The organism is Pandoraea sp. PE-S2R-1 (genome assembly GCF_002179865.1).
Classification (GTDB): Bacteria; Pseudomonadota; Gammaproteobacteria; order Burkholderiales; family Burkholderiaceae; genus Pandoraea.
This window is the reverse complement of record NZ_NGUR01000010.1, coordinates 321,599-348,111: the sequence shown is the minus strand read 5'-3', so window position 1 is coordinate 348,111 and position 26,513 is coordinate 321,599. Positions and strand designations below refer to the sequence as shown.

At 62.9% G+C, this 26,513-nt stretch carries 26 protein-coding genes; 15 read left to right on the top strand and 11 right to left on the bottom strand.

Annotated features, from left to right (window positions below; all coding sequences use genetic code 11):
* Positions 1–47: 47 nt before the first annotated feature.
* Positions 48–749: a VOC family protein gene (locus tag CDV44_RS12115; protein ID WP_087688251.1), complete on the bottom strand. Its 702-nt coding sequence runs from the start codon at positions 747–749 to the stop codon at positions 48–50.
* 107 nt (positions 750–856) lie between these two features.
* Positions 857–1,195, bottom strand: coding sequence for a DUF2917 domain-containing protein (locus tag CDV44_RS12110; protein ID WP_058379438.1), 339 nt, complete (start codon positions 1,193–1,195; stop codon positions 857–859).
* 277 nt (positions 1,196–1,472) lie between these two features.
* Between CDV44_RS12110 and CDV44_RS12105 the strand changes: the two genes are divergently transcribed.
* The 5 genes from CDV44_RS12105 to CDV44_RS12085 all read left to right on the top strand — a co-directional run bounded on the left by CDV44_RS12105 (position 1,473) and on the right by CDV44_RS12085 (position 7,254).
* On the top strand, positions 1,473–2,900 hold the full coding sequence (locus tag CDV44_RS12105; protein WP_058380387.1) for a PLP-dependent aminotransferase family protein: 1,428 nt from the start codon (positions 1,473–1,475) through the stop codon (positions 2,898–2,900).
* Positions 2,901–3,104: 204 nt separating this feature from the next.
* Complete coding sequence (htpG, locus tag CDV44_RS12100) at positions 3,105–4,991, top strand: molecular chaperone HtpG (RefSeq protein WP_087688249.1); 1,887 nt, start codon at positions 3,105–3,107, stop codon at positions 4,989–4,991.
* 163 nt (positions 4,992–5,154) lie between these two features.
* The gene (locus CDV44_RS12095) at positions 5,155–5,760 is read left to right on the top strand and encodes a chorismate lyase (RefSeq protein WP_087688248.1); all 606 of its coding nucleotides are present in this window, start codon (positions 5,155–5,157) and stop codon (positions 5,758–5,760) included.
* A 7-nt stretch (positions 5,761–5,767) separates the two neighbouring features.
* Positions 5,768–6,301 (top strand): DNA-deoxyinosine glycosylase, encoded by a 534-nt coding sequence (locus CDV44_RS12090; RefSeq protein ID WP_087688247.1) that lies wholly within the window; start codon positions 5,768–5,770, stop codon positions 6,299–6,301.
* Between the two features lie 122 nt (positions 6,302–6,423).
* Positions 6,424–7,254, top strand: a complete 831-nt coding sequence (locus CDV44_RS12085; protein WP_058379434.1) for a hypothetical protein — start codon at positions 6,424–6,426, stop codon at positions 7,252–7,254.
* 114 nt (positions 7,255–7,368) lie between these two features.
* Here CDV44_RS12085 and CDV44_RS12080 read toward each other — a convergent pair whose 3' ends face one another.
* The 4 genes from CDV44_RS12080 to CDV44_RS12065 all read right to left on the bottom strand — a co-directional run bounded on the left by CDV44_RS12080 (position 7,369) and on the right by CDV44_RS12065 (position 11,088).
* Positions 7,369–7,707 (bottom strand): DUF2322 family protein, encoded by a 339-nt coding sequence (locus CDV44_RS12080; protein ID WP_087688737.1) that lies wholly within the window; start codon positions 7,705–7,707, stop codon positions 7,369–7,371.
* 103 nt (positions 7,708–7,810) lie between these two features.
* Positions 7,811–9,007, bottom strand: coding sequence for a benzoate/H(+) symporter BenE family transporter (locus tag CDV44_RS12075; protein WP_087688246.1), 1,197 nt, complete (start codon positions 9,005–9,007; stop codon positions 7,811–7,813).
* A gap of 49 nt (positions 9,008–9,056) precedes the next feature.
* Positions 9,057–10,232, bottom strand: a complete 1,176-nt coding sequence (locus CDV44_RS12070) for a VWA domain-containing protein (RefSeq protein ID WP_058379432.1) — start codon at positions 10,230–10,232, stop codon at positions 9,057–9,059.
* A gap of 13 nt (positions 10,233–10,245) precedes the next feature.
* The gene (locus tag CDV44_RS12065) at positions 10,246–11,088 is read right to left on the bottom strand and encodes a MoxR family ATPase (protein WP_087688245.1); all 843 of its coding nucleotides are present in this window, start codon (positions 11,086–11,088) and stop codon (positions 10,246–10,248) included.
* A 281-nt stretch (positions 11,089–11,369) separates the two neighbouring features.
* Here CDV44_RS12065 and CDV44_RS12060 point away from each other — a divergent pair, with 281 nt between their 5' ends.
* Entirely contained in the window at positions 11,370–11,726 is a 357-nt protein-coding gene (locus CDV44_RS12060; protein WP_058379430.1) for a cytochrome c, read from the top strand.
* 37 nt (positions 11,727–11,763) lie between these two features.
* A complete protein-coding gene (locus tag CDV44_RS12055; protein ID WP_058380385.1) occupies positions 11,764–12,165 on the top strand; it encodes a c-type cytochrome in 402 nt (133 codons plus the stop codon).
* A 136-nt stretch (positions 12,166–12,301) separates the two neighbouring features.
* On the opposite strand, the gene CDV44_RS12050 is transcribed toward CDV44_RS12055, so the two are convergent.
* On the bottom strand, positions 12,302–12,733 hold the full coding sequence (locus tag CDV44_RS12050; protein WP_087688244.1) for a DUF1841 family protein: 432 nt from the start codon (positions 12,731–12,733) through the stop codon (positions 12,302–12,304).
* Positions 12,734–12,822: 89 nt separating this feature from the next.
* Between CDV44_RS12050 and CDV44_RS12045 the strand changes: the two genes are divergently transcribed.
* Positions 12,823–13,731 carry a DMT family transporter gene (locus tag CDV44_RS12045; RefSeq protein ID WP_249277514.1) on the top strand — a complete coding sequence of 303 codons (909 nt, stop codon included), beginning with the start codon at positions 12,823–12,825 and terminating at the stop codon, positions 13,729–13,731.
* Between the two features lie 133 nt (positions 13,732–13,864).
* Entirely contained in the window at positions 13,865–14,458 is a 594-nt protein-coding gene (locus tag CDV44_RS12040; protein WP_087688242.1) for a malonic semialdehyde reductase, read from the top strand.
* Between the two features lie 133 nt (positions 14,459–14,591).
* Here CDV44_RS12040 and nth read toward each other — a convergent pair whose 3' ends face one another.
* A complete protein-coding gene (gene nth / locus CDV44_RS12035; protein ID WP_087688241.1) occupies positions 14,592–15,236 on the bottom strand; it encodes an endonuclease III in 645 nt (214 codons plus the stop codon).
* Positions 15,237–15,304: 68 nt separating this feature from the next.
* Positions 15,305–16,201 (bottom strand): electron transport complex subunit RsxB, encoded by an 897-nt coding sequence (gene rsxB, locus CDV44_RS12030; protein WP_087688240.1) that lies wholly within the window; start codon positions 16,199–16,201, stop codon positions 15,305–15,307.
* Positions 16,202–16,303: 102 nt separating this feature from the next.
* Between rsxB and CDV44_RS12025 the strand changes: the two genes are divergently transcribed.
* A complete protein-coding gene (locus tag CDV44_RS12025) occupies positions 16,304–16,942 on the top strand; it encodes a TetR/AcrR family transcriptional regulator (RefSeq protein WP_087688239.1) in 639 nt (212 codons plus the stop codon).
* Between the two features lie 88 nt (positions 16,943–17,030).
* Here the strand turns inward: CDV44_RS12025 and CDV44_RS12020 are convergent, their stop codons facing one another.
* Both CDV44_RS12020 and CDV44_RS12015 read right to left on the bottom strand, forming a co-directional pair.
* A complete protein-coding gene (locus tag CDV44_RS12020; RefSeq protein ID WP_058379423.1) occupies positions 17,031–18,272 on the bottom strand; it encodes a polyhydroxyalkanoate depolymerase in 1,242 nt (413 codons plus the stop codon).
* Positions 18,273–18,568: 296 nt separating this feature from the next.
* Positions 18,569–19,768, bottom strand: coding sequence for an amino acid aminotransferase (locus CDV44_RS12015; RefSeq protein ID WP_087688238.1), 1,200 nt, complete (start codon positions 19,766–19,768; stop codon positions 18,569–18,571).
* Between the two features lie 320 nt (positions 19,769–20,088).
* On the opposite strand from CDV44_RS12015, the gene uvrB reads away from it, so the two are divergent.
* From uvrB to iscR, 5 genes are all read left to right on the top strand, one after another.
* Positions 20,089–22,176 (top strand): excinuclease ABC subunit UvrB, encoded by a 2,088-nt coding sequence (uvrB, locus tag CDV44_RS12010; RefSeq protein ID WP_087688736.1) that lies wholly within the window; start codon positions 20,089–20,091, stop codon positions 22,174–22,176.
* Between the two features lie 350 nt (positions 22,177–22,526).
* Positions 22,527–23,069, top strand: coding sequence for a hypothetical protein (locus tag CDV44_RS12005; protein ID WP_087688237.1), 543 nt, complete (start codon positions 22,527–22,529; stop codon positions 23,067–23,069).
* Between the two features lie 94 nt (positions 23,070–23,163).
* Positions 23,164–23,640, top strand: a complete 477-nt coding sequence (locus CDV44_RS12000) for a low molecular weight protein-tyrosine-phosphatase (RefSeq protein WP_170935961.1) — start codon at positions 23,164–23,166, stop codon at positions 23,638–23,640.
* A gap of 106 nt (positions 23,641–23,746) precedes the next feature.
* Positions 23,747–25,846 carry a site-specific recombinase gene (locus tag CDV44_RS11995; protein ID WP_087688235.1) on the top strand — a complete coding sequence of 700 codons (2,100 nt, stop codon included), beginning with the start codon at positions 23,747–23,749 and terminating at the stop codon, positions 25,844–25,846.
* Between the two features lie 116 nt (positions 25,847–25,962).
* Positions 25,963–26,487, top strand: coding sequence for a Fe-S cluster assembly transcriptional regulator IscR (gene iscR / locus CDV44_RS11990; RefSeq protein ID WP_058379418.1), 525 nt, complete (start codon positions 25,963–25,965; stop codon positions 26,485–26,487).
* The last annotated feature ends 26 nt before the right edge of the window (positions 26,488–26,513 follow it).

Sequence of the window (26,513 nt, the reverse complement as noted above, 5' to 3'; positions counted from 1 at the left end):
GCGCACGCGTGTCAGTCGTTGAAATCGTCTGATTCGTCTAATTCGTCTTAACGAAGCGTGCGCGGACCGTTCGGGGTTTCAAATTCGGCGACCAGTGTCGGCTCGACCAGCGTGGCTTCCACATTCACGAGACCCTCCGCGCCGAGCCATTCCAGTTGATCGGCAACGGTCGTCGCCTGCGGATGGAAGCCGCGCAACAGGGTGACAGCGCAACCCGTCTCGGGCAGGGCGTCGGCGGGGTGCTGTGGAGTGTCCCACTGGATCAGCGTGGGCAGCAGCCCCTGACCGGCGCCTTGCCACGAGGGCAGGCTTCCGTCGTCCGGCACGCCGATCTGCCACGTCAACGCGCCGCGCTGCATGGCGATGACCGGTGCCAGCCGCTGCGGATACTGCGATTGCCAGCGCGGCAGCGAGCGCGGACGCTCAACGCGTGCCACCCAATGGGCCAGATACGGGCCACGTGCCAGACGCGTACGCACCGCCTCGTCGTCAAGACCGAACCAGCGCGCGCGCTCGGGTGCGGGAGCGTCCGGGTCGATGGCAATGATTTCCAGATACACACCGCCCCACAGGCCGAGCAGGCTGTTGTGCGTGCCCATGCGCGCATGCTTGCCGCCGCGCTGCGGCACGATCTCGGTCAGGCCCAATTGTTCGATGACGTGGGCTTCACCGGCGTCGAGTGTTTCGGCAGCCACGACCAGATGGTCGAGTTTCAAGGCGTTGTAATGGGCAGCGTGCGATGCGGTCATGTTCTGGTTCGACTCGGGCGTTGGCGCAGCGGGTGCGCGCAGTGCGTTGCGTGGCAAAACCGTAAGCTTACTCCGCGCGGGCGCTCATGCAGCGTGAACCCGGTCAATCAGCTGCGCGACAGCATGCGGCCGGTGACGCGTGCCGCCGCGTCGCGCCACAGCACGCGCCAGCCGAAGCGGCGCGCAGTGGGGCGTCCCGGCAGCGCGCTCAGCGACATCGTCGGCTGGCTCACACGCAGGCGGGCACCGTCTTTCCAAGTGCCCAGCCAGATTCGTTGACCAGCGCGCATCTCGAAGCTCTCGCCGGCACGCAGCCAATGGTCGACGCTCTCGCCTTCCACTGTCAGCCAAAGCAGTCCCTGCAACACTTGCAGCGATTGCGGCGTTTCGTTCTGCCAGAACACGGTTTGGCCCCCGTCCAGCTCGAAGAGTCGGATTTCACGCATAGCGGTCTCCAGTTGAGAGGACACTTTATCGGTTAACTCCGGTACAGTACCGGTACAGATATTCAGATAATTGACTGTACAGTTCGGGATTGACAGGGAAATTGGCTAGCGTAGAGTGGCGTGCCATGAGTGATGCGAGGCAGACACTTTCCCCGCAGACGGTGGTCAACCGTCCACGCGCGGGGCAAACACCCTCCTGCCTCGCAAGCGCTGGCGCCGGCACAACCGGCGACGCCAGCCTTCCCGACAAGGTGGATAGACGATGACAACAAACCGCATTTCTCCGCTGGCGCTGGCGGACAACGCCGCGCTGGACACCGCGCGCATGACACTCGTCGACCAACTCGTGCATTGGGCGAGCCTTCGAATCGAAGAGCGGGTGTTTTTGCCCGGCATGCGCATGCCGTCGATCCGCTCGCTGGCGGAAGACAAGCACGTGTCGCGCTTCTCGGTGGTGGAAGCCTATGAGCGGCTGGTCGCGCAGGGGTATCTCGAAGCGCGTCGCGGCTCCGGTTTCTACGTGCGCGAGCGGCCGATGATGCCGCAACAGCTCGCGGCCGCGCCGATGGTGGCGAAGGGGCCGATCGATGTGCCTTGGCTCGTGCGCAACATGCTGCACACCGTGGCCCCCGAGCGCGGGCCCGGTATGGGGTATCTGCCGCCGAGTCTGCTCGATGCCGACATGATGACGTCGGCCATGCGCTCGATGAGCCGCCAGTCGACGATGTACTTGTTGCAGGCCGGCAATCCGCATGGTTTCTTGCCGCTGCGTGTGCAGCTTCAAACGCAACTCGCGGAGCTTGAGATTGGCGCGCGCCCCGATCAGATCGTGCTGACGTCAGGCATTACGCAGGCGGTGGATTTCCTGTTGAAGCTGTACGTGCGTACTGGCGACACGGTACTCGTGGGCGACCCGGCGTGGTTCGTGATGTTCGGACGAATTGCCTCGCAAGGCGTGACGCCGATCGGCGTGCCCTATACGCCGGAAGGGATCGATGTGCAGGCGCTGGAGCGTCTCGTGCAGCAGCATCGCCCCAAGCTGCTCATCATCAATTCGATCTTGCAGAACCCTACCGGCACGTCGCTGACGCCGGCGCGTGCGTTCCAGATTCTGCGGCTCGCCGAACAGTACGATTTCATGGTGCTGGAAGACGATATCTACTGCGATCTGTGCCCGCCGCACCAGCAAGTGGCACGGCTGGCGAGTCTCGATCAACTCAAGCGTGTGGTCTATCTGGGCAGCTTTTCGAAGACGCTCGCGGCCAATCTGCGGGTGGCGTACATCGCGTGCTCGCCCGAGCTGGCGAAGACGTTTGTCGATCACAAGATGCTTGCCGGATCGACCACGCCAGAGATCAACGAGCGCATCGTGTACAAGGCGCTGACCGAGGGGCACTACCGGCGGCACGTCGAGCGTCTGCGTTCGCGGCTCGACGAGGTGCGCGACGGTGCGCGGCGGCGTCTCGAACACATCGGCCTGCGCATGTTCGGCGACCCGACTTCCGGCATGTTCTTCTGGGCGGATACCGGCGTCGATACGAGTGCCGTGGCGGCAGCGGGCCACGAGGCCGGCTTTCTGTTTGCCCCGGGCGCGTTGTTCTCGCCGCGTCAGGCACCGAGCACGTGGATGCGGATGAACGTGGCCTGCTCCAGCGACCCGTCGATGCTGGCGTTCCTGTCGCGGCAACTGGAGCGGGCGGCCTGATGGGCTTTTGCCCACTGCGCCGCAAATTCAGCCAACTTCGCACAAATCGCCGCAAAATAACCCTCCTGCCGGCCTTGAAATGAGGGCCGGCCGTCCCTATGTTCCGAGCGGTACCGCGAAACTGGCAGCGCGCGCGCAAGTGCGCCGGGCCGCGGACCGCGACGACTATCCATTCATCTCACCGTTTCACGAGGGTTCTCGACCATGGCGCAAGAAACCATGAGCTTTCAGGCAGAAGTTAAGCAACTTCTGCAACTGATGATTCATTCGTTGTATAGCAACAAGGAAATCTTCCTGCGCGAATTGATCTCCAACGCCTCGGACGCCGCCGACAAGCTGCGCTTCGAAGCGATCAACGACGCGGCGCTGTACGAGCAGGACCCGGAACTCAAGATTCGCGTGTCGTTCGACAAGGACGCCCGCACCCTCACTATCGAAGACAACGGCATCGGCATGAGCCGCGATGAGGCCATCGCCCATCTCGGTACGATCGCCAAGTCGGGCACCAAGGAATTCTTCTCGCGCCTGTCGGGCGACCAGCAGAAGGATGCCGCGCTCATCGGCCAGTTCGGCGTGGGCTTCTACTCGGGCTTTATCGTCGCCGATCGCATGACGGTCGAGTCACGCCGCGCGGGCCTGCCCGCCTCGGAAGGCGTGCGCTGGTCGTCGGCTGGCGAGGGCGATTTCTCGGTCGAGACCATCGAACGTGCCCCCCGCGGCACGGCCATCACGCTGCATCTGCGCGAAGGCGAAGACGAGTTGCTGTCGTCGTGGCAACTGCAATCGATCATTCGCAAGTATTCCGATCACATCTCGCTGCCGATCGTCATGCGCGGCGAGACGTGGGACGAAGAGAAGCAGGCCATGGTGCCGGCCGAGACCGATGAGACGGTCAATCAGGCGAGCGCGCTGTGGACCCGCAGCAAGAGCGAGATCACCGACGAGCAATACACGCAGTTCTACCAGCACATTGCGCACGACATGCAGGCCCCGCTCGCATGGACGCACAACCGCGTGGAAGGGCGTAGCGAATACACGCAACTGCTGTACGTGCCGGGCAACGCGCAGTACGACTTGTGGGACCGCAACTCGCAGGGCGGCCTCAAGCTGTACGTCAAGCGCGTGTTCATCATGGATGACGCCGAGCAACTGCTGCCGAACTACCTGCGCTTTGTGCGCGGGGTGGTCGATTCGGCGGATCTGCCGCTGAACGTGTCGCGCGAAATTCTTCAGGAAAGCCGCGACGTGAAGGCCATTCGCGAAGGCTGTGCCAAGCGCGTGCTGGGCCTGCTCGAAGATCTGGCCGAGAACCAGCAGGACAAGTACACGCAGTTCTGGGGCGCGTTCGGTCAGGTGCTCAAGGAAGGCGTGGGCGAAGATCACGCCAACCGCGAGCGCATCGCCAAGCTGCTGCGCTTTGCCAGCACGCACAACGATTCGGCGGAACAGAACGTGTCGCTGGCCGACTACATCGGCCGCATGAAGGAAGGTCAGGACAAGATTTACTACGTCACGGCCGAGAGCTGGGTGGCCGCAAGCCACAGCCCGCATCTGGAAGTGTTCCGCAAGAAGGGCGTGGAAGTGCTGCTGCTGACCGATCGCGTGGACGAGTGGCTGCTGTCGTACCTGCACGACTTCGATGGCCGTGCGCTGGTGAGCGTGGCACGTGGCGATCTGGATCTGGGCGCGCTGGAAGATGCCGGTGAAAAGGCCGCGCAGGAGAAGACCGGCGACGAACTGAAGCCGCTCATCGAGAAGATGAAGGACGTGCTCGGCGACAAGGCCAAGGACGTGCGCGTGACCTTCCGTCTGACCGATTCGCCGTCGTGTCTGGTGTCTGACGAGCAGGACATGAGCGGGACGTTGCAGCGTCTGATGAAGGCGGCCGGGCAGAAGATGCCGGAATTCCGCCCGATTCTGGAGATCAACCCGGAGCACGCGCTGATCAAGCGTCTTAGCGCCGAGAGTGCCGATCTGTCTGACTGGACGCAACTGCTGTTCGATCAGGCCATGCTCGCCGAAGGCGGCAATCTGGAAGACCCGGCAGCGTTCGTGAAGCGTACCAACGCGCTGTTGCTGGCGTCGCGCTGATCGGCTGATTCCGGCGTTTCGGACAGCCGTAAGAAGTTGACGTGCAAGGAAAGCCCGGTGTCGGAAGATGCCGGGCTTTTTGTCATTCTGGGGCGAAGGTGATGGTTTCTTTCGCGTCGGGTGGGCAGCGCACACCGGCATCGGCCCCTTATAATTCCGACCCATGACTTTCCGATTCGATGTAAGCGGGCGGCACTGGCAGGCTGTCCCGTCGCCGGCGCTCTCGCGGCGTCATAAGGACTGGCTGACCCGGGGCGGGGCGCTCACGCGTCACTTGTCGGCACTTGGCCGGGTGAGTGTGCGTGTCGTCGCCGAGCGCGTGTTGCCCGCCGACGCCGACCAATGCCGCGCGATCGGCGTACCGTTGCGCACGCCGATGTGGGCGCGCGATGTCATTCTGCTGATCGACGACGAACCCGTCGTTGTCGCGCACAGTGTCACGCCGCTCGTGCACAGCCGCTCGGTCTGGCAGGCGATGCGGCGCCTGCGTACGCGACCGTTGGCCGACCTGCTCTATCACGACCCGACGGTGACGCGCTCCGTGCTCGTCTCGCGGCCGCTGGGTCCGGGGCATCTGCTCCACGCCCGGGCGCGGCACGATGCCCGTGACCCGCTGATCGGCCTCACGCCGCGTGCGCGGTTGTGGGCGCGCCGGTCGGTGTTTTTGCGGCATGGCGCACCGTTGCTCGTCACCGAAGCGTTTTTGCCGCGATTCTGGCGCCGGCTGCAAGCGGCGCAGCTCGCGCGCCCGGCGCACGCCGCCGTCTGAGCGATTCATGTCTGCCAAGTTACCCAATTCACCCGATTCACCCGATCTCAAGCGCAATTTCCCGCCCGTGGTGGACGCGAACACGCGCGTGCTGATCCTTGGCAGCCTGCCCGGTGAAGTGTCGCTCGCGCACCAGCAGTACTATGCGCACCCGCAAAACCGTTTCTGGTATCTGGTGGGGGAAGTGATCGGCAAGCCGTTGCCCACGCTCGACTATGCGGCGCGGCTCGATATGGTGCGCTCGCATGGCATCGGGCTGTGGGACGTGGTGGCCGAAGCGCGTCGCGAAGGCAGCCTCGACAGCAATATCCGTCTGCATGCGGGCAGCGATCTGGCCGGGTTGATTGCCACGTTGCCGTCGTTGCGCGCGGTGGCGTTCAACGGTGGCACGGCGGCGCGCATCGGCCAGCGAGCACTGGCGCAAGGCGGCGTCACGATACCCGTCGTGTTGTTGCCGTCCAGCAGCCCGGCTTACACGATTCCCTATGCGACCAAGCGCGATGCGTGGCTCGCACTGCGCGATTGGCTCGATGTCGCGTAACGAAGTCGCGGACGCCGGAAGCGCAGGGAGCATGCCGTCCCGTGGTCCCTGCGAAGGCTGTGTCGCGTGAACCCGGTACAATGCGATCCCATCGGAATTTCCCGAATCTCCCCGAAGGACTCATGACCCTCATCAAACGCAAATCCATCGAAGCCGAAGCGTTCGTCACCGAAGATCGCCCCGCCCGTCGTTACACTCCGCGCTTTGCGCCGGTGACGTTTTCTGAACAGGGTGGCGTGCGTTACCTGCATTTCGGCACGGCGTGGGTGCAAGGTGCGATGCGTCTTTCCAAGCCCGATCGTATCGAGCTGGAATACGCGCAACAGATGATGGCGTGGTTGCTGTTCATGCGCGCCCCGAAGCATGTGGTGCAACTGGGTCTGGGCACCGGCTCGCTCACGAAGTTTTCGCATCAGCAATTCCCGCGCACGCAAGTGACCGCCGTTGAGCTGAACCCCGCCGTGGTGATCGCGGCGCGCACGATGTTCAACCTGCCGAGCGATTCGCGTCACTTGAAAGTGATCGAAGACGACGCGTGGAACTTCGTTACCGACACCGCGAATCACGGCAGTGTCGATGTCCTGCAAATCGATCTGTACGACGCGACCGCACGTGGCCCCGTGCACGACACGCCGGCGTTCTACAAGGCTTGCCGCGCGACGCTGCGCGCACCGGGCATGCTGACGATGAACCTGTTCGGCGACCACGACAGCTACCCGAAGAACATTCGCCGCCTGCGTCAGGCGTTCGACAACCGCGTGATCGAATTCCCGGAAGTGCACGACGGCAATGTGATCGTGCTGGCCTTCAACGGCCCCCTGCTGTCGGTCGAATGGAAGGACGTGGAAGCCCGCGCCAAGATCGTGGAAGCCGCAACGGGCCTGCCCGCCAAGCGCTGGGTCAAGCAATTGCGCTCGGCCAACGGTGACGGCGGCCCGGTGCTGACGATCTAAGGTCGACCCGCTGCCGTCGATCTGATGGCATCGATCCGACGGCGTCGCCCAGACGTGAAAAAGCCAGCCGAAAGGCTGGCTTTTTTCATGGCACTGCGCAAAAACGCGTAAGCGTTATGCCGCGATCTCGTCGATGGTGAGTGCACCGCCACCGGCGATCACGGCCAGCAGGCGATCGACGTTCGGGTGCGCGCCCGGACGATTGCGTGCGTCGGCCGTGTGCTCGGCAAACACGGCCAGACCGTGTTCGGCGGCAGTGGCGTCGACCGTGCCGAAGGCTTGCTTCAGGTAGTGGTACACCGCGAGCGAGCCTTGCTTGCCCGGTGCATTTTCGATGGTCGCCACGACGGCACCGCTGCCGTCGCGCAGTTCGATGCGGGCAATCCCGTCGATGCTGCCGGTCGCGGCCATCAGTGCGAGGTTTTCCTTGAAGACCGGGGTCGGTTCGATCACTGCCATTGTCTTGCCACTCCTGAAATTGCCTGAAATCGCCTGACATCATGTCGGCGTCGAAATACGTTGCGGGCCGAATGGTATCACTTCGATACGCACCGGTTCAGGCGCGCCGCCACTGAAGAATCGTCAGCGTCACCACGCCTGCGATCAACCCCCAGAACGCCGAGCCGATCGACAGCAACGTGAGCCCCGAGGCCGTCACCATGAACGTGATCAGCGCCGCTTCGCGCTGCTTCGTGTCGCTCATCGCATTGGCAAGCCCGTTCATGATCGAGCCGAACAGCGCGAGTGCCGCAATCGACACCACGAGTGCCTTCGGGAACGCGGCAAACAGCGCGGCAATCGTTGCGCCGAACGTGCCTGCGATCAGATAGAACACACCGGACCAGACGGCTGCCGTGTAGCGCTTGTTGGGGTCTTCATGGGCTTCGCGCCCGGTGCAGATGGCGGCGGTAATCGCGGCCAGATGAATGCCGTGTGCGCCGAACGGGGCGAGCAAGACCGACGCGATGCCCGTGGTCGAGATCAGCGGCGAGGCCGGCACGTTATAGCCATCGGCGCGCAGCACCGCGAGGCCCGGTACGTTCTGCGAGGCCATGGCCACGACGAACAGCGGAATCGCGATGCTGATGGTGGCCGAGAGCGAGAACGACGGCGTGGTCCACACCGGTTTGGCGAGTGCGATGTTGAAGTGGCTGAAATCCAGCAGGCCAAGCCCGCCCGCGACAGCGGTGCCGACGATGAGGGCCAGCAGAATCGCATAGCGCGAGGCGAGGCGTTTGACGATCAGATACGTGAAGAACATGGCGAGCACGAGCGCCGTCTGATGCTGTGCCGCGACGAAGATTTCCAGCCCGATGCGAAACAGAATGCCCGCGAGCAGCGCCGATGCCAGCGCCGGTGGCACGCGCCGCATGATGGTCTCGAAACCGCCCGTCAGTCCGCAGATGGCAATCAACGCGTTGCAGACGATGAAGGCCCCGATGGCTTCGCTATAGGGCACGCCCGGCAGCGACGTGATCAGCAGCGCAGCGCCCGGCGTCGACCACGCGATGACCACGGGCGTGCGGTAGCGCAGCGATAGCCCGATGGTCGTGACGCCCATGCCGATCGACAGCGCCCAGATCCATGAGGAAATCTGGCCCGGCGTGAGGTGTGCGGCCTGTCCGGCCTGAAACATCAGGATGAGCGAGCTCGTGTAGCCGGTCATCATCGCCACGAAGCCGGCGACGATGGCCGAGGGCGAAGTGTCCGCGAGCGGCCTTAACGGCGGCAGCGGCGTGGTACTGGACGTCATGAGTGTCTCGTGTTGTTTAGTTCTTATGATGGCGCGGGGCCGGCAGGGCTTACTTGCTGAGCGTGCGCATCGCGGTTTCGAGGCCGGCGAGGGTAATCGGGTACATCCGGTTCGCGAAGAGCTGGCGAATCACCGAAATCGATTGCCGATACTGCCATAGCGCCTCGGGCTCGGGGTTGAGCCACGCATGCTTGGGGAAGCGGTCGATGAAGCGGCGCAGCCAGACGGCCCCCGCTTCCTTGTTGTTGTATTCCACGGAGCCGCCCGGTTGCAGCACTTCGTAGGGGCTCATGGTGGCGTCGCCCACGAAGATCAGCTTGTAGTCGGGCGGGTACTTGCGCAGCACGTCCCACGTGTCGAAGCGCTCGTTGTGACGCCGCCGGTTCTGCCGCCACAGATAGTCGTAGACGCAGTTGTGGAAGTAGTAGAACTCAAGGTGCTTGAATTCGGATTTCGCCGCAGAAAACAGCTCTTCGGTACGCGCAATGTGGTCGTCCATCGAGCCGCCCACATCGAGCAGCATCAGCACCTTCACATTGTTGTGGCGTTCCGGCACGAGCTTGAGGTCGAGCCAGCCGGCGTTGGCCGCCGTCGCACGGATCGTATCGTCCAGATCGAGCTCTTCGGCGGCGCCTTCGCGCGCGAACTTGCGCAGGCGGCGCAGGGCCACCTTGATGTTGCGCGTGCCGAGTTCGACTGTGTCGTCGTAATCGCGATAGCTGCGTTGATCCCACACTTTGACGGCCGTGCGGTTGCCGTTGCTCTCGCCGCCGATGCGAATGCCTTCGGGGTTGAAGCCGCCATTGCCGAACGGCGACGTGCCTCCGGTGCCGATCCATTTGCTGCCGCCTTCGTGACGGCCTTTCTGTTCCTCGAACAGTTCCTTCAGGCGCTCCATGAGCTTGTCGAGGCCGCCCAGCGCCTGAATGCGCGCCTTGTCTTCGGGCGAGAGCTCGCGCTCCATGCGCTTCTTGAGCCAGTCGAGCGGCACTTCGCCGGAGGCGTCCACTAACTGCTGCACGCCCTTGAAGTACGCGCCGAACGCCTGATCGAACTTGTCGTAGTGCTTCTCGTCCTTCACGAGCGAGAGCCGCGCCAGATAGTAGAACTCGTCGAGCGAGGGCGCGATGACCTGACGTTGCAGCGCTTCGAGCAACGTCAGGTATTCCTTGACCGAAACGGGCAGCTTGGCCGCGCGCAGGGTGTAGAAGAAGTCGATCAGCATGACGGTGGCGCGCTTACCGGTTGGCGCGGTTCATGAAGACGAGGCGCTCGAACAGATGCATGTCCTGTTCGTTCTTGAGCAGGGCGCCCGCGAGCGGCGGGATGGCCAGCTTGTTGTCGGCGCTGCGCAACGCGTCGGGGCCGATCTCTTCGGCCATCAGCAGCTTGAGCCAGTCGATCAGCTCCGAGGTCGACGGTTTCTTCTTCAGGCCCGGAATCTCGCGCACTTCGAAGAACGTCGCCATCGCGGCGTTCACCAGTTCGTGGCGAATGTTCGGGAAGTGCACGTCGATGATCGACTGCATCGTCGACGGATCGGGGAACTTGATGTAGTGGAAGAAGCAGCGGCGCAGGAAGGCGTCGGGCAGTTCTTTCTCGTTATTCGACGTGATGATCACGAGCGGCCGGTGGCGCGCTTTCACGAGCTGGCGCGTCTCGTAGACGTAGAACTCCATGCGGTCGAGTTCGCGCAGCAGATCGTTCGGGAATTCGATGTCTGCCTTGTCGATTTCGTCGATCAGCAGCACCGTCTGTTGCTCGGCCTCGAACGCCTGCCAGAGCACGCCCTTGACGATGTAGTTGGCGATGTCGCGCACGCGCTCGTCGCCCAGTTGCGAATCGCGCAGGCGCGAGACGGCGTCGTATTCGTAGAGGCCCTGCTGTGCCTTGGTGGTCGACTTCACGTGCCATTGCAGCAGCGGCATGTCGAGCGCCGCGGCGACTTCTTCGGCCAGCATGGTCTTGCCGGTGCCGGGTTCGCCTTTGATGAGCAGGGGGCGTTGCAGGGTGGCCGCCGCGTTCACCGCGAGTTTGAGGTCGTCGGTGGCGACGTACTGGGAGGAGCCTTCGAAGCGCATTGTCAGAGCCGTCCGCAAACAGCCGGCCAACCGGCCGGGCAGGGAAAAACTTCAGTATAAGACAATGCACATACGGCTCGCTGGCGCTTTCAAAATGTCTCGCCGCATCAAGGGCTTGCGAAAAAACTTCGGAGAACTGTGCGGGTCAGCCCCGAGTTTGCGCATTGGGGGGCGTGGGGTACAATCGATTGCTTTTTTCACGGGTCGTCTGCCTTGGAGTCGGGACGGCGACCTGCGTGTTGCGGGCCGGTATTCCAACCAAAAACGTTCCCAAGAAGACCATGAAAAAGTTCCTCACGATGATGGCGCTGGCGCTCGGCAGCACGTCGCTCACCGCGCTTCATGCGGCCGAACTCAAGCCCAATCCCGAGGCGGCAAAGGACAAGGTCGCCATGTGTATTGGCTGCCACGGCATTCCCGATTATCGGACCGCGTTTCCCGAGGTGTATCACGTGCCCCGGATCGGCGGACAGAATGCCAAGTACATCGAAAATGCCCTGAAGGAGTACGCCAAGGGCGATCGCAAGTTCCAGACGATGCATGGCATCGCAGCCACGTTGACCGAGCAGGACATCGTCGACATTGCCGCGTACTACGCGGCGCAAACGGCGTCGACGCCGGTCAATCCCCAGAAGTAAAACGTGCGTGGCTGAGGAGAACACGATGAAGCATTCGATGGCAAAGGCCGCACTCGCGGCGTCCCTGGCGCTCGGCGCCACGCTGGCCGGTCTGACCGGTGCCGCTCATGCCGCAGGCAATATCGCCAACGGCAAGGCACTCGTCGACAAGGGCATGTGCGTGAGCTGCCACGGCGCGAACCTGAACGCACCGATCACGCCGGAGTATCCGAAGCTGGCAGGGCAGTACGCCGACTATGTGTACAACGCGCTGCGGGCGTATCAGAACGAACAGAGTCTCGTCTTCGGGCGTAGCAACGCCATCATGAAGACGCAGGTGATGTCCAACCCGGCAACGATCGGTAAAGACGGCAAGCCGCGTCCGTTCACCTCGCAAGAGCTGAAGGACATGGCCGCGTATATCGAATCGCTGCCCGGCGATCTGGTCACCAAGAAGTAAGGCGGGATAGCTGGCTAGCGGCGTGGCGACGTAGCGAAGTTACGCGGCGTCGTTCAGAAAGCAAAAAACGACGGTTGCCTCATGGCAACCGTCGTTTTCTTCGTTCTTGTCGTTGTTATGCTGTGCGCTGGGCAGCTTAACGCGAGGCTTGCTGCTCGATGCGTTGCAGATAGGCGTCGGAATCGGGCGGCTGGCCGCTGCGCTGGGCTTCCCACAGCGTTTGTCCCAGACATTCCATGATGCGGTGCTGGGCTTCGTGCGGCGAGTCGAGCCGGTTCGTCAGCTTTTCATACGCGGCGCGAATGCCGGGCGGCTGATCGATCGAGACCTGTTCGCTGATCGCCAGATGCATCGACAGGTGCAGGAACGGGTTGGTCTGGCCGCCTTCGGGCGAGTAGTCGCGCGCGCTCGCTTCTTCGGTGTCGCCCAGCGCGTCGTGGTATTCCGGATGTTCGTTGATCCAGTCGGCGGCAATCGTCTCGAGCGGCGTGAGGATGTTGCCGTCGCGTTGCTTTTGCCAGGTCGTGCAGAAAAATTGCCGCACTTCATCGCGGCTGGGATTGAACATGGGGACTCCGTGGGGTTCTCGTGACGCCAAACAGGCCGTATTGTCGCTCAATTCGCTTAATCATGTCGCAGAGCCCCCAATCCTCCGCTATGCCTGCCACCGTCCAAAATGCCCGCCCGCCATCGGCTTGGGGCGGTATCGCGTTGATCGCGGTATCCGCGTCGGCATTCGGTGCGATGGCGATCTTCGCGCGTGCGGCCAGCGCTTCCGGCGCGGATCTCTTCGCCATGCTGCTGTTCCGGTTCTTCGTGGCGGCGCTGTTGCTGCTCGTCTGGTGCCGGGTGCGGCGGGTGGCGTTCCCGTCGCGGCGGCAATCGCTGGGCATCGCGCTGATGGGCGGTATCGGCTACGTGGGGCAGTCGTTGTGTTACTTCGGCGCGCTGCAATACGCGCAGGCGTCGCTGGTCGCGTTGTTGCTCTATCTCTACCCGGTCTTCGTCACGGTGCTGGCGGCCATCTTTCTGCATGAGCGCCTGACGCCCGTGAAGCTCGGCGCGCTGCTGCTGTGCTCGCTCGGCACCGCGCTCACCGTGGGCGGCGGGCAGGGGCAGCCGCTCGGCATGGCGCTGGCCGTGGGGTCGGCGCTGATCTACTCGTGCTACATCGTGGTCGGGGCGAAGCTCACACGCGGTGTGGATCCTCGTGCCACGGCAACCCTCGTGTGTCTGGCCGCCACCGTCTCGTTCAGTGCGATGGCGTTGGTCCGTACCGGGCAGGGGCTGTCACTGCATTGGCCGGCGAATATGGGCGGCTGGGCGGCGCTGATGGCGATTGCCGTGTGCTCCACGGTCATCGCCATCCTGACCTTCTTTGCGGGGTTGCAGCGCCTTGGCGCCGGGCGCGCGTCGATGCTCTCCACGCTGGAACCCGTCGTTACCGTGTTGCTCGCGGCCATGCTGCTAGGCGAAACGCTCACCGCCGCGCAGCTCGGCGGCGGCATGCTGATTCTGGCCGGCGTGCTCTGGCTGTCGGCCCGAGCCTCGGCGGCCACATCCTGAAATCGCCTGTTCCGGCGGGCGCGCCGCGATTTTTGTCTCGCCAGCGACGGTTGCCGGGCAACGGTACAATCGCCGTTCGCTTTATGTGTCGCCACACGCTTTAATTCGCGCTTCATTACCCGAGGTCATTGCCATGAGCACTATCGCCAAAGAATCCATCGCCCAACTGTTCACCGACGCACGAACCCACAATGAGTGGCTCGACAAGCCGGTCAGCGACGAGACGTTGCGTGAGCTGTACGACCTCGTGAAGTGGGGCCCGACGTCGGCCAACACGACGCCCGCGCGCATCGTGTTCGTCAAGAGCGCCGAGGCGAAGGCCAAGCTGATCGAATGCATGGCGCCGGGCAACGTCGAAAAGACGCGTACGGCACCGGTGACGGCGATCATCGCCTTCGATCTGAAGTTCTACGAGCACCTGCCGAAGCTGTTCCCGAACGGTGCCGAAAAGATGGTGCCGATGTTCTCGGGCGACGCCGCCAAGGCCGCCGGTGCCGCGCATATGAACAGCTCGCTGCAAGGCGGCTACTTCATTCTCGCCGCCCGTGCGCTGGGCCTCGACTGCGGCCCGATGGCCGGCTTCGATGCACAGAAGGTCAACGACACGTTCTTCGCCGGCACCGAGTGGCGCGTGAACTTCATCTGTAACCTCGGCTACGGCGATCACGCCAAGCTGTTCCCGCGCAACCCGCGTCTGTCGTTCGACGAAGCGGCTCGCATCATCTGATTTTTCTGATGTGCCGGTGCGACCGGCATGGTTTCGGAAGATCAAAACAAAACGGGCGCTCCCTGCGATGGGAGCGCCCGTTTTGCATGGCGGGTGCGGGTATTCGACTGACTTCGGCTGTCTTCGGAAGTTTTCAGTTTTTCGGCGCAGGTGTCTTCGGACGGAAGTCGCAGAGCGGCTCGATGGCGCAATGCCAGCACTCGGGCTTGCGCGACTTGCAGACGTAGCGGCCGTGCAGAATCAGCCAATGATGAGCGTCGTGCCTGAATTCGCGCGGGATGACCCGTTCCAGCGCCAGTTCGACGGCCAGCGGGTCTTTGCCCGGCGCCAGACCGGTGCGGTTGGCGACGCGAAAGATATGCGTGTCGACCGCAATCGTGTCTTCGCCGAACGCCGTGTTGAGCACCACGTTGGCCGTCTTGCGGCCGACGCCCGGCAGCGCTTCCAGCGCCTCACGCGAGCGCGGCACTTCGCCGCCGTGCAGGTCGAGCAACATCTGGCACGTGGCGATGACGTTTTTCGCCTTGGTGCGATACAGGCCGATCGTCTTGATGAAATCGGACACGCCGGCTTCGCCGAGCGCCAGCATCTTCGCGGGTGTGTTCGCCACGGCGTACATCTTGCGGGTGGCCTTGTTGACCGAGACGTCGGTCGCCTGCGCCGACAGCAGCACGGCGATGAGCAACTCGAAGGGCGACGTGTACTCGAGCTCCGTCGTGGGGTTCGGATTGAGTTGCTGCAACGTCTCGAACAGGGCTCGGCGTTTGGCGTCGTTCATGATGGCGGCGTGGGCGGTGGCGGCTTGGCTAGTCTTGTTGGCGGTGTGGCGCGTCGCGGCGAGGCGGGTTATGGCTTGTCTGGCGTCTTGTCTTGCTCGCCGGACGTACCGGTCAGGCTCAGGCGCTTGCGGCGCGCTTCGGCTTCGTCGATCTGCGCCTGCACTTCGGCGGACACGTTCTCGGTGTTTTTCGGCCCTAAGCCCTGTTCGGCGAGGGCGGCTTTCTTCTGGCGGGCACGTTCCAGCGCGGCTTGAATGATGGCCTGTTTGCGGGCGGCGGCAGAGGCGGCCGCATCTTCGGCGGCGGGCGCCGTAGTGGCTGCGGCCGCGGTGGCGGTCTCGCCTTGCGACGCTGCCGTCGCAGACGCAGCGACAGTGTCCGCTTCAGCCGGCGCGGCGGGTGCCGTCGGCGCCACCCGTGCCGCGCGGGCGGCCAGACGGGCCTCGCGCTCGGCCTTGTCCTTCGCGAGGCGGGCCTGATGCCCCTCGAAATGCACGCGGGCTTCGTCGGCCTGCGTTGCCGACCACGCGTCCCAGCCGGTGCGCTCGCCAGTGACCGGCACCATCTCGATGCAGTCGACGGGGCAGGGCGGCACGCACAGGTCGCAGCCTGTGCAGCGATCTTCGATCACGGTGTGCATGAGCTTGGCGGCACCGACGATGGCGTCGACCGGGCAGGCTTGCAGGCAGAGCGTGCAGCCAATGCACAGCGATTCGTCGATGACGGCACGCGGGCGCGGGCGTTCTACGCCGTTCTCGGGATTGAGCGGGATGACCGGACGGCCGAGCAGCTTCGCCAGACGTGCAACGCCTTCGGCACCGCCCGGCGGACACTGGTTATAGCTGGCCTGCCCGCTGGCGATGGCGTCGGCATACGGCCGGCAACCGGCGTAACCGCACTTGGTGCACTGCGTCTGGGGCAATAAGGCATCGATGCGCTGCGCGAGCGCGTTGACTTCGGACACGTCTTTGTGGGGGATTCGGCGAAAAGCGAATTATCCTGCATTTTGCGGAAACACTGAAACCGTTGTGCCATAATTCCGCCCGTTGAGAACGACCGGCCGATCATGACGACGCCAGAAACCAAGATCAAACGGGACCCCGAGCGTACCCGCCAGCGAATTCTGGCAGCTGCGATCGAGGAGTTTGCCGAGAGGGGTTCGAGCGGTGCGCGCGTGGACAGTATTGCGCGCCGAGCGGACATCAATGAACGCATGCTCTATTACTACTTCGGCAATAAGGACCAGCTCTATCTGGCGGTACTCGAAGAAGTCTATGGAGAATTCAACCGCGCCGAACACGCGCTCAAGCTCGATGCGCTTGCGCCGCTCGACGCGGTCGCGGCGTTGGCCCACTTCGTGTGGGATTACTACGCCGAGCACCCGGCGCTGATCCAGCTCATCAACAACGAGAACCTGCACGAAGCGAAGTCGATGCGTCAGTCGACCGAGATTCGTCAGCAAGTCTCGCCAATCGTGGAATTGCTCGCGGAAACGCTCAAGCGCGGTGAAGTGAACGGCGAGATTCGCACCGGCATCGATCCGGTTAATCTGTACGTGACGATCTCGGCGATGGGCTACTACGTGATGTCGAACCGCCACACGCTGTCCATTGTGATGGGCCGCGACGTGATGGCCGACGACACGCGCAAGACGTATTCGGCGTTCAACACGCAGGTGCTGATGGATTCGCTACGCGCCCGCTGAGTGTCTGAACCGCTGGGAAATGAAAAAACCGCCGTGTGGGCCGAAGCTCACACGGCGGTTTTTCTATATTGACTGACCGCTACCCTGATCAGCTGTTCTTGGCGATAAAGTCGCGGATCTGCGGATAGATCACGTTGCGCCAGCGGCTGCCCGAGAAGATCCCGTAGTGACCGCACGCCGGTGCCGTGAAGTGCGCCCGGCGCTTGGCCGGAATGCCCGTGCACAGCTCATGTGCGGCTTGCGTCTGGCCACTGCCCGAAATGTCGTCCAGCTCGCCTTCGATGGTGAAGAGCGCGGTGGTCTTGATGTCCTGCGGACGCACGCGCTGACCCGACACATCCCACGTTCCGCTCGCCAGACTGAAGTCCTGAAACACCGTCTTGATGGTGTCGAGGTAGTACTCGGCGGCCATGTCGAGCACGGCGTTGTACTCGTCGTAGAAGCGGCGGTGCGAGTCGGCGTCATCGCTGTCGCCGCGCATCAGGTCCAGATAGAAGTCCCAGTGCGACTTCAGATGACGGTCCGGATTCATCGCCACAAACCCGGCATGTTGCAGGAAGCCGGGGTAGACGAGACGGCCCGAGCCCGGATAGTTGGCCGGCACCGCATGAATCACGTGATTCTCGAACCACTCGTACGACTTGTTCGTGGCGAGCGAGTTGACCGATGTCGGGCTCTTGCGAGCGTCGATCGGGCCACCCATCATCGTCATGGTCTTGGGCGTTTTCTCGCCGTTCGACGCCATCAGCGAAATCGCGCCGAGCACCGGCACGGTCGGCTGGCACACCGAAATCACATGCAGGTTTTCGGCGCCGATATGGCGAATGAATTCCTGAATGTAGGCGACGTAGTCGTCCAGATGGAACGCGCCGTCTTCGAGCGGGACCATGCGGGCGTCGACCCAGTCGGTGATGTAGACCTTGTGGTCCTTGAGCAGCGTCGTGACGGTATCGCGCAACAGCGTGGCGTGATGGCCCGACAGCGGCGCGACCACCAGAACGACCGGATCGTCCTTGAGCTGGCCGACAGCGCTGGCGTCATCCGCGTAGCGCTTGAAGCGCAGCAGCCGGCAGAAGGGCTTCTCCATCGCGGTCATTTCGACGACCGGAATGTTGTGCCCGTCGACTTCGACGGCCTTGATGTTGAATTCGGGCTTTTCGTAATCCTTGCCGAGCCGGTAGAGCAACTCGTAGCCGGCGGCAATGCGGGGGGCGCCGGGCATCATGGCGAGCAGGCTACCCGGGTTGACGAAAGTGGTAGCGGCCGCTTTGGCCCACGTGGTGAGGGGATTCAACCACGCGCGGTTGTACTCGTGAATCTGATACAGCATGTTGTGTGCCCTGAGGCGAGTGATGGAGGCAATTATGCAACCGTTTATCGCGGCTGTGCAACGCAGCATAACCCTGATGTATGGCATTTCCGCATCAGATCGATAGTTTTAGCTTATTCGGCTCATTGTTATAAACTATCGTTGCTGCGGCGCAACATAATCCGGGCAAAGAAAAGCCCGCCGGTGAGGCGGGCTTTTCTTGTTCTGCCGCATGACACGTATGGCGCGGCGCAAGATCGCCGGGGGATCACGCCAAATCTGGCCCGATTTCCCCGTCTTCGCGCCCGCTGACGCGCTTAGCGCAGCACTTGGGCGATGGCCGAAGCGACGACGTCGATGTTCTTGTCGTTGAGTGCGGCCACGCAGATGCGGCCCGTGCTCACGGCGTAGATACCGAACTCTTCGCGCAGGCGCTCGACTTGGTCGGCGGTGAGGCCCGAGTACGAGAACATGCCGCGTTGCTTGATCACGAACGAGAAATCGCGTTCCACGCCGTGGGCGCGGAGCTTCTCGACCAGGGCCAGACGCATGGCGCGGATGCGCTCGCGCATTTCGGCCAGCTCTTCTTCCCACAGGGCGCGCAGTTCCGGGTTGCTCAGGACCGCGGCAACCACCGAGCCGCCGTGCGTCGGCGGGTTGGAGTAGTTGGTGCGGATCACGCGCTTGAGCTGCGAGAGCACGCGGGTCGATTCGTCCTTGCTGCTCGTGACGATCGACAGAGCACCCACGCGTTCGCCGTACAGCGAGAACGACTTCGAGAACGAGCTCGAGACGAAGAAGTTCAGGTTCGATGCGGCGAACAGGCGCACCACGGCGGCGTCGGCATCGATGCCGTCACCGAAGCCCTGGTAGGCGATGTCGAGGAACGGCACCAGCTTGCGGGCCTTCACGACTTCCACGACTTGGGCCCATTGGTCCATCGTCAGGTCGACGCCGGTCGGGTTGTGGCAGCAGGCGTGCAGCACGACCACCGTGCCTTCCGGCTCTTTGCCCAGCATGTCGAGCATGCCCGACAGGTTCACGCCATGCGTTTCGGCTTCGTAGTACGGGTACGAGACGACGTTGAAACCGGCTTGCGTGAACAGGGCGCGGTGGTTTTCCCAGCTCGGATCGCTGATGGCGACCGTGGCGTTCGGGTTCAGTTGCTTGAGGAAGTCGGCGCCGATCTTCAGTGCGCCCGTGCCGCCCAGGGCCTGAGCCGTGATCACGCGGCCTTCGGTCAGCACCGGCGACTCTTTGCCGAAGAGCATCTCTTGCACGGCCTTGTCGTAGGCGGCAATGCCTTCGATCGGCAGGTAACCGCGCGGCAGGCCGGCGGCGACGCGTTGTTCTTCCGCGGCCTTCACAGCCTTGAGCAGGGGCAGTTTGCCTTCCGCGTTGAAATACACGCCCACGCCCAGATTCACCTTGTTGGTGCGGTGATCGGCGTTGAAGGCTTCGTTCAGACCAAGAATGGGGTCACGCGGGGCGAGTTCGACAGCGGAGAAGAGAGTCATTTCGACGGCTCGAGGCAGTAGTGGAAAAATGCGGCACAAAAGTGTCAGGTGCAACGGAGCATTTTAACGAAGAATGCCCGCGCTTGTGGTAAACCACAGGCCACACAGCAGGAATACATGGCATTTCGGCACGAAAACTGCCAATTTATGCCAGAAATTGGCGAGAAATCAGCCGATGGCCGGGATTGGCGGCCGCCATGCGTGCCGTCCGGCCGAGACTCGGATGTCCGTCCTTTAGTCGTCCTGTCACCCATGGGACTCTAGGAATTGACTGACGCGCTAGAATGGCAGATTACGTCTATCAGGCTCGCACCCCCGCCATGATCCCTGCGGCTGACAACACGCTCGACGAGAGCAAGTTCCTGACGTTCCCCGATTCGCCTTATCAGCTTTACTGCCCGTTCCCCGCGGCGGGCGACCAGCCCACGGCGATCACGCAACTGACCGAAGGCATCGACGACGGTCTCGCGTTCCAGACGCTGCTTGGCGTGACCGGCTCGGGCAAAACCTTCACGATGGCCAACGTGATTGCGCGCATGGGGCGCCCGGCCATCGTGTTTGCCCCGAACAAGACCCTCGCCGCCCAGCTCTACTCCGAATTCCGCGAATTTTTCCCGCGTAACGCCGTCGAGTACTTCGTCTCGTACTACGACTACTACCAGCCGGAAGCCTACGTGCCGCAACGCGATCTCTTCATCGAGAAGGATTCGTCGGTGAACGAGCATATCGAGCAGATGCGGCTGTCGGCGACCAAGAGCCTGCTGGAGCGGCGCGACGTGGTGATCGTGGCCACCGTGTCCGCGATCTACGGTATCGGCAATCCGACCGAATACCACCAGATGATTCTGACGGTGCGCCAGGGCGACAAGATCGGGCAGCGCGACATCATTGCGCGCCTGATTGCGATGCAATACACGCGCAACGAGACCGATTTCGGCCGCGGCACGTTCCGCGTGCGCGGCGACACCATCGACATCTTCCCGGCAGAACACGCCGAGCTGGCGCTGCGTGTGGAGTTGTTCGACGACGAAGTCGACACATTGCAATTGTTCGACCCGCTTACGGGCCGGGTGCGCCAGAAAGTGCCGCGTTTCACGGTGTATCCGTCTTCGCACTACGTCACGCCGCGCGACACGGTGCTGCGCGCCATCGAGACCATCAAGGCCGAACTTCGCGAGCGGCTCGACTTCTTCTACAAGGAAGGCAAGCTCGTCGAAGCGCAGCGGCTTGAGCAGCGCACACGTTTCGATTTGGAAATGTTGCAGGAGCTGGGCTTCTGCAAGGGCATTGAAAACTACTCGCGGCATCTCTCGGGCGCGGCACCCGGAGAGCCGCCGCCGACGCTGGTCGACTATCTGCCGCCCGATGCGCTCATGTTTTTGGACGAGTCGCACGTGCTGATCGGCCAGTTCAACGGCATGTACAACGGCGACCGGGCACGCAAGGAAAACCTGGTCAACTATGGTTTCCGGCTGCCGTCGGCGCTCGATAACCGGCCGCTCAAGTTTGCCGAGTACGAACGCAAGATGCGGCAAGCGGTGTTCGTTTCGGCCACGCCGGCCGATTACGAAGGCAAGCGCTCAGGGCAGGTGGTGGAGCAGGTGGTGCGCCCGACCGGGCTGATCGATCCGACCATCGAGGTGCGCCCCGCGCGCACGCAGGTCGATGACGTGCTAAGTGAAATCAACAAGCGGGTGGCGGTAGGCGAACGCGTGCTGGTGACGACGCTGACCAAGCGCATGTCCGAGCAGTTGACCGAATATCTCTCGGATAACGGCGTGAAGGTGCGCTATCTGCATAGCGACATCGACACCGTCGAACGGGTGGAAATCATCCGCGATCTGCGGCTCGGCGCGTTCGATGTGCTGGTCGGGATCAACTTGCTGCGAGAGGGTCTCGATATTCCTGAAGTGTCGCTGGTGGCGATTCTTGATGCGGATAAAGAAGGCTTTCTGCGTGCCGAGCGTTCGTTGATTCAGACGATCGGGCGCGCGGCGCGTAACGTCAACGGCGCGGCCATTTTGTATGGCGACAAGATGACCGAGTCGATGAAGCGCGCCATCGGCGAGACCGAGCGTCGCCGTGCCAAGCAGATGGCGCACAACGTGGCGAACGGCATCGTGCCGGTGGGCGTGAAGAAGCGCATCAAGGACATCATCGACGGCGTGTACGACCCGCAGGACGCCAAGGCGGAACTGGCCGAGGCGAAAGAGCAGGCGCACTACCAGGACATGTCCGAGAAGCAGCTTGCGCGCGAGATCAAGAAGCTCGAGAAGCAGATGCAGGAGCACGCCCGCAATCTGGAGTTTGAGAAAGCGGCGAAGGTGCGCGACCAACTGCTTCACGTCAAGGCGCTGGTGTTCGGCACGGATGGCGCCAGCGAGGCCGAACTCGGGCCGAAGCTCTGACGTTGTCCTGTGTTGCGCGGCGTGGCCCGTGTCATGGTGTAGCGACGTAACGACGTAACGATGTAATGACGTAACGACGTGGCGATGTAACGGCGTTACGTTACGTTCGCGTTTTCCCGTAACGGGAAAACGCGAAGTATCTGCTCTCGGTGGTACCTCAATCGAACACATGAAGTGTTCACTCCCCATCTGCGGTCTGTTTTTGCGGCGTTGACGCTCTTTGAGTGCACATCCGTGGCACTCGAATTGCGTCATGTGAGACAGGCGCCGCCGACGTTCCGATCGACCGGCGCTCGCGTCGCCATCGTGCTGTCGACGCCCTTTCGTCCGTCAAGAACTGGGGGGTTACCATGGGCTCGAATCAACGTTTCGTCTGCGGTGCAATCAAGACCGTTTCTGTTTCTGCTGCGCTTTGTGCCGGCCTGTTTTCGGCATCTGGCGCCTTCGCGCAATCCATTGGCGGCATTGCTGGCATTCCGGGCATCGCACTGCCGACCTTGCCGACTGTACCGATCGTGGGGCCGATTCTCGCGCCCGTCACTTCACTGCTCGGTCAGGTCACGGGTGCGCTCGGCGGCGGTGTGCTTGCGCCGGTCACGGGGATCGTCACGACGGTCAGTGGCGTTCTCGGCGGTCTTTCGGGGACGTTGGGCGGCGTGGGCGGAGGTAGTCCGCTGGAGCCTGTCACCGGAATTGTCACTGGCGTGATCGGCTCGGCCGGTGGCGTGCCGATTGCACCGATTACGGCGGTTGCGGGCAATGCCGGCGTCGCCAAGGCGGTCGCACCGGTTACTTCCATAGCAGGTTCCGTCACCGGTCACGCCGGTGTGCTCTCACCTGTGACCAACCTGCTCGGTGGCGTGCTTTCGCATGCGAACGCCCTCGGACACTGATCTTTCTGTTTCCAGGAGACGTTTCCGGTGTCAGGATGGCCGCATTGGTTATCCTGACGCCGGATCTCCTATTTGCAACTCATCCACGTTTCCAATGAAAAAGACTTCAGTCCTCTTCGTTTGCATGGGCAACATCTGTCGCTCGCCGAGCGCCGACGGCATTTTTCGTCATCGTCTGGCAGAGGCCGGGATGACCGACGTGGTGACGGTCGATTCAGCAGGCACCCACAGCTATCACATCGGCCACTCGCCAGATGCGCGGACACAGGCTGCTGCCGCCAAGCGCGGCTACGATCTGAGTGAATTGCGTGCACGCCGCGTCGAGGCGGACGATTTCGAGCGATTCACGTGGATCGTCGCGATGGACGATGCCAATGTCGCCGACCTCACCGCGCAATGCCCCGCCCAATACCGGCACAAGATCGTGCGGCTGATGGACTTCGCCACGCGCCACGACGCGACAGAAGTCCCCGACCCGTATTACGGCGGCGAACGTGGCTTCGAAACCGTGCTCGATTACGTCGAAGACGGTCTTGACGGGCTGCTCGCCCGGCTTCGCGAAGATCGCTGAAACGGGGCGTTGCGCCAGATCTTTGCCGGTCAATCGCGTATTCAGGGGCTATCATTCGGGCCATTGCCGTCCTAACTCGGCCTGATCGGCCCGAATTCCCTGAAAGATGCTCAACACCCTTACGTCTTATTGGCGCAAATGGCGTGCTTCACGCCACGCGGGCCATCAACTCGATGAACTGCTCGCGCACGCGGATCCGACGGCACCGTTGGCCGTGCGCAATCAATGGCTGATCGAGTTGGCGCATTGGGTGCAAAAACGCGGTTCGCTCGCCAACGAAGCGCGCGCCGAAGGGGAGGCCGCCCGCTACCGGCCGCACACCCGCCTGCGCTATCTGCTGCAAATGCTCGATCGCAACCCGGCGTGGCGCTTGCCCGTCGCGCGCACGCTGCGCAGCGTCATCAACGACAGCGACGCGATTTCTCTCCTGTGCGATACCGGCATGCCGGTGCGGCCAGGCTTCTGGGGCGCGCTCGCCGAACGCATCGAGAAGGCATTGATCCCGCCGCCGCCCACGCGCCGTGATCTGTCGGCGCTGTGCTCATTGATGTTCCCCGATGGCGATGCCGCCGACTGGATTGGCGACATGCCGCCCGCACTGCTGGCCGACCTCATTGCGCTGCTGCATTTCGGGGAGGCCGACGACGAAGACACCGACTGGAATCCCTTTGCCGAAGACCTGCTCGCCGCCATGCATCATCTGGTCGATCAGATCGCGTCGACCGGGTTGTCGCAGGCCGTGCGCACGCGACTGACGTATCCGCGTGTGACGGAGTCGCCGTTCTATCGCCTTGGCCGCGCCATGCAAGGGCTGGAGGATGCCGGGCGCGAACTCGTGCCGGGGGCACCGCCGAGTCAGCGTTTCGTGCAGGAGCTCAACGTGTTTCGGGCGCTCCTTGATGATTGCGGCCGCGCCGTGCGTCAGGTGTACGCGCATCTGGACGAGAACGGCGTGAGCGTGGACATCGTGTTTCTGGTGGAGCGCGCGAAGTCACGTATCCGCCGGCTGGAGCGGCTGCTCGAAGCGTGGCTGGTCGACAGCGATCATGCGACGGCGCGCGTGCGGCTGCTAGCCGATCTGGTGCGCGCGAATCGGGCGAGTCAGAGCGTGGGCGAACTGGCGCGTACATCGTTCGGCCTGCTGGCACGCAAGGTGGTCGAGCGCAGCGCGGAGACTGGCGAGCACTACATTGCGCGCACGCGCCCTGAATACCTGTCGATGCTCAAGATGGCGTGCGGCGGCGGGCTCGTGACGGTGGTCACGGTCTACGTGAAGTTTCTGATTACCAGCGCGCACCTGCCGACGATCGTCGAAGGTTTCCTCGCCGGTGCGAATTACGCGCTGTGCTTCCTGTTCATGCACTTCTGCCATTTCACGCTGGCGACCAAGCAGCCGGCCATGACGGCGCCGGCCATCGCCAGCAAGCTCGACGATGTGGATACGGCCGCCGGCATGGACGCCTTCGTCGGCGAAGTCATTGCGCTCGTGCGTACGCAGGCGGCGGCGATCTTCGGCAATCTGGCGATGGTGTTTCCGTTCTGCCTGCTGGTGCAATGGGGGGTATCGGCGGCGCTGGGTATGAACACGATCCCGCCGGAAAAAGCGCACGCCACGCTGAATTCGTTCTCGATCCTCGGTGTGACGCCGCTCTTTGCGGCGATGACGGGGGTATTGCTGTGGTGCTCCAGCCTGATCTCGGGCTGGGCGGACAACTGGTTCGCGCTGCATGGCATCGGCGACGTGCTGGCGTACAACCGCCGTCTGCGCTTTGTTTTCGGCCGCAATGGGGCGGCGCGTATCGCCGATTGGTGCCGTCGTCACATTGCGCCGGTGCTCGGCAACCTTACGCTCGGCTTCATGCTCGGACTGGTGCCTGCCGTACTGACCGCGTTCGCGTTGCCGTTCGAAGTGCGCCACGTCACGCTGTCGACGGGGGCGATCGCCACGTCCATCGGCGTGCTGGGCTTGCCGGTGCTGCACGATGCCTCGCTTTGGCTGGCCGTGGCAGGGGTTGGGTCGATGGCCCTGCTCAACGTCGGCGTCAGTTTTGCGTTAGCATTCCACATGGCGCTCCGATCGCGTCCACTGCGGTTGGGTGACCGTCGGCAAATCCACCGCGCCATCTGGCGCGCCGTGCTGCGCAACCCCCTGGTGCTGTTGTTTCCGCTACGCACCGCGAGCCCCGAAGCTCGTCCCGAAAAATAAGATTTTTCGCAAATGGACGAGGGAACTTTCGCAAAAAATGGGCCAGAAGTAGTTGACTAATTTCGTGGGGTATTTATACTTGACGAAAATAGTCGAGATTAATCCCCTGCATCATCATGAGACTTACCACGAAAGGCCGTTTCGCCGTTACGGCGATGATCGACCTGGCCATGCGCCAGGACGCGGGTCCCGTGACGCTTGCGGGCATTAGTCAGCGTCAGCGAATTTCCCTCTCTTACCTGGAACAACTGTTCGGGAAGCTTCGCCGCCACGAAATTGTGGAAAGCGTACGCGGTCCGGGCGGCGGTTACAGCCTGGCGCGCCGCGCGGAAGAGGTGACGGTCGCTGACATCATCATTGCGGTCGACGAACCGCTCGACGCCACACAGTGCGGTAGCAAGGGCAATTGCGAGAAGGGCCAGGACGGCCATCGCGGTCATTGCATGACGCACGAGTTGTGGGCGACGCTCAACCAGAAGATGGTCGAGTATCTCGATTCCGTTTCGCTGCGCGACCTGGTCGAGCAGCAGCGCAGCAAACAGGCCCAACAGGCCGTGCTGCGTGACACGCGCGAGCCCGGCACCAGCCAGACCATCGCCACGCGCATTCCCAATTCGGTCTTCGATATGGCCCGTTCATAACAGGCGCCACGGCACGATCCTGGAGC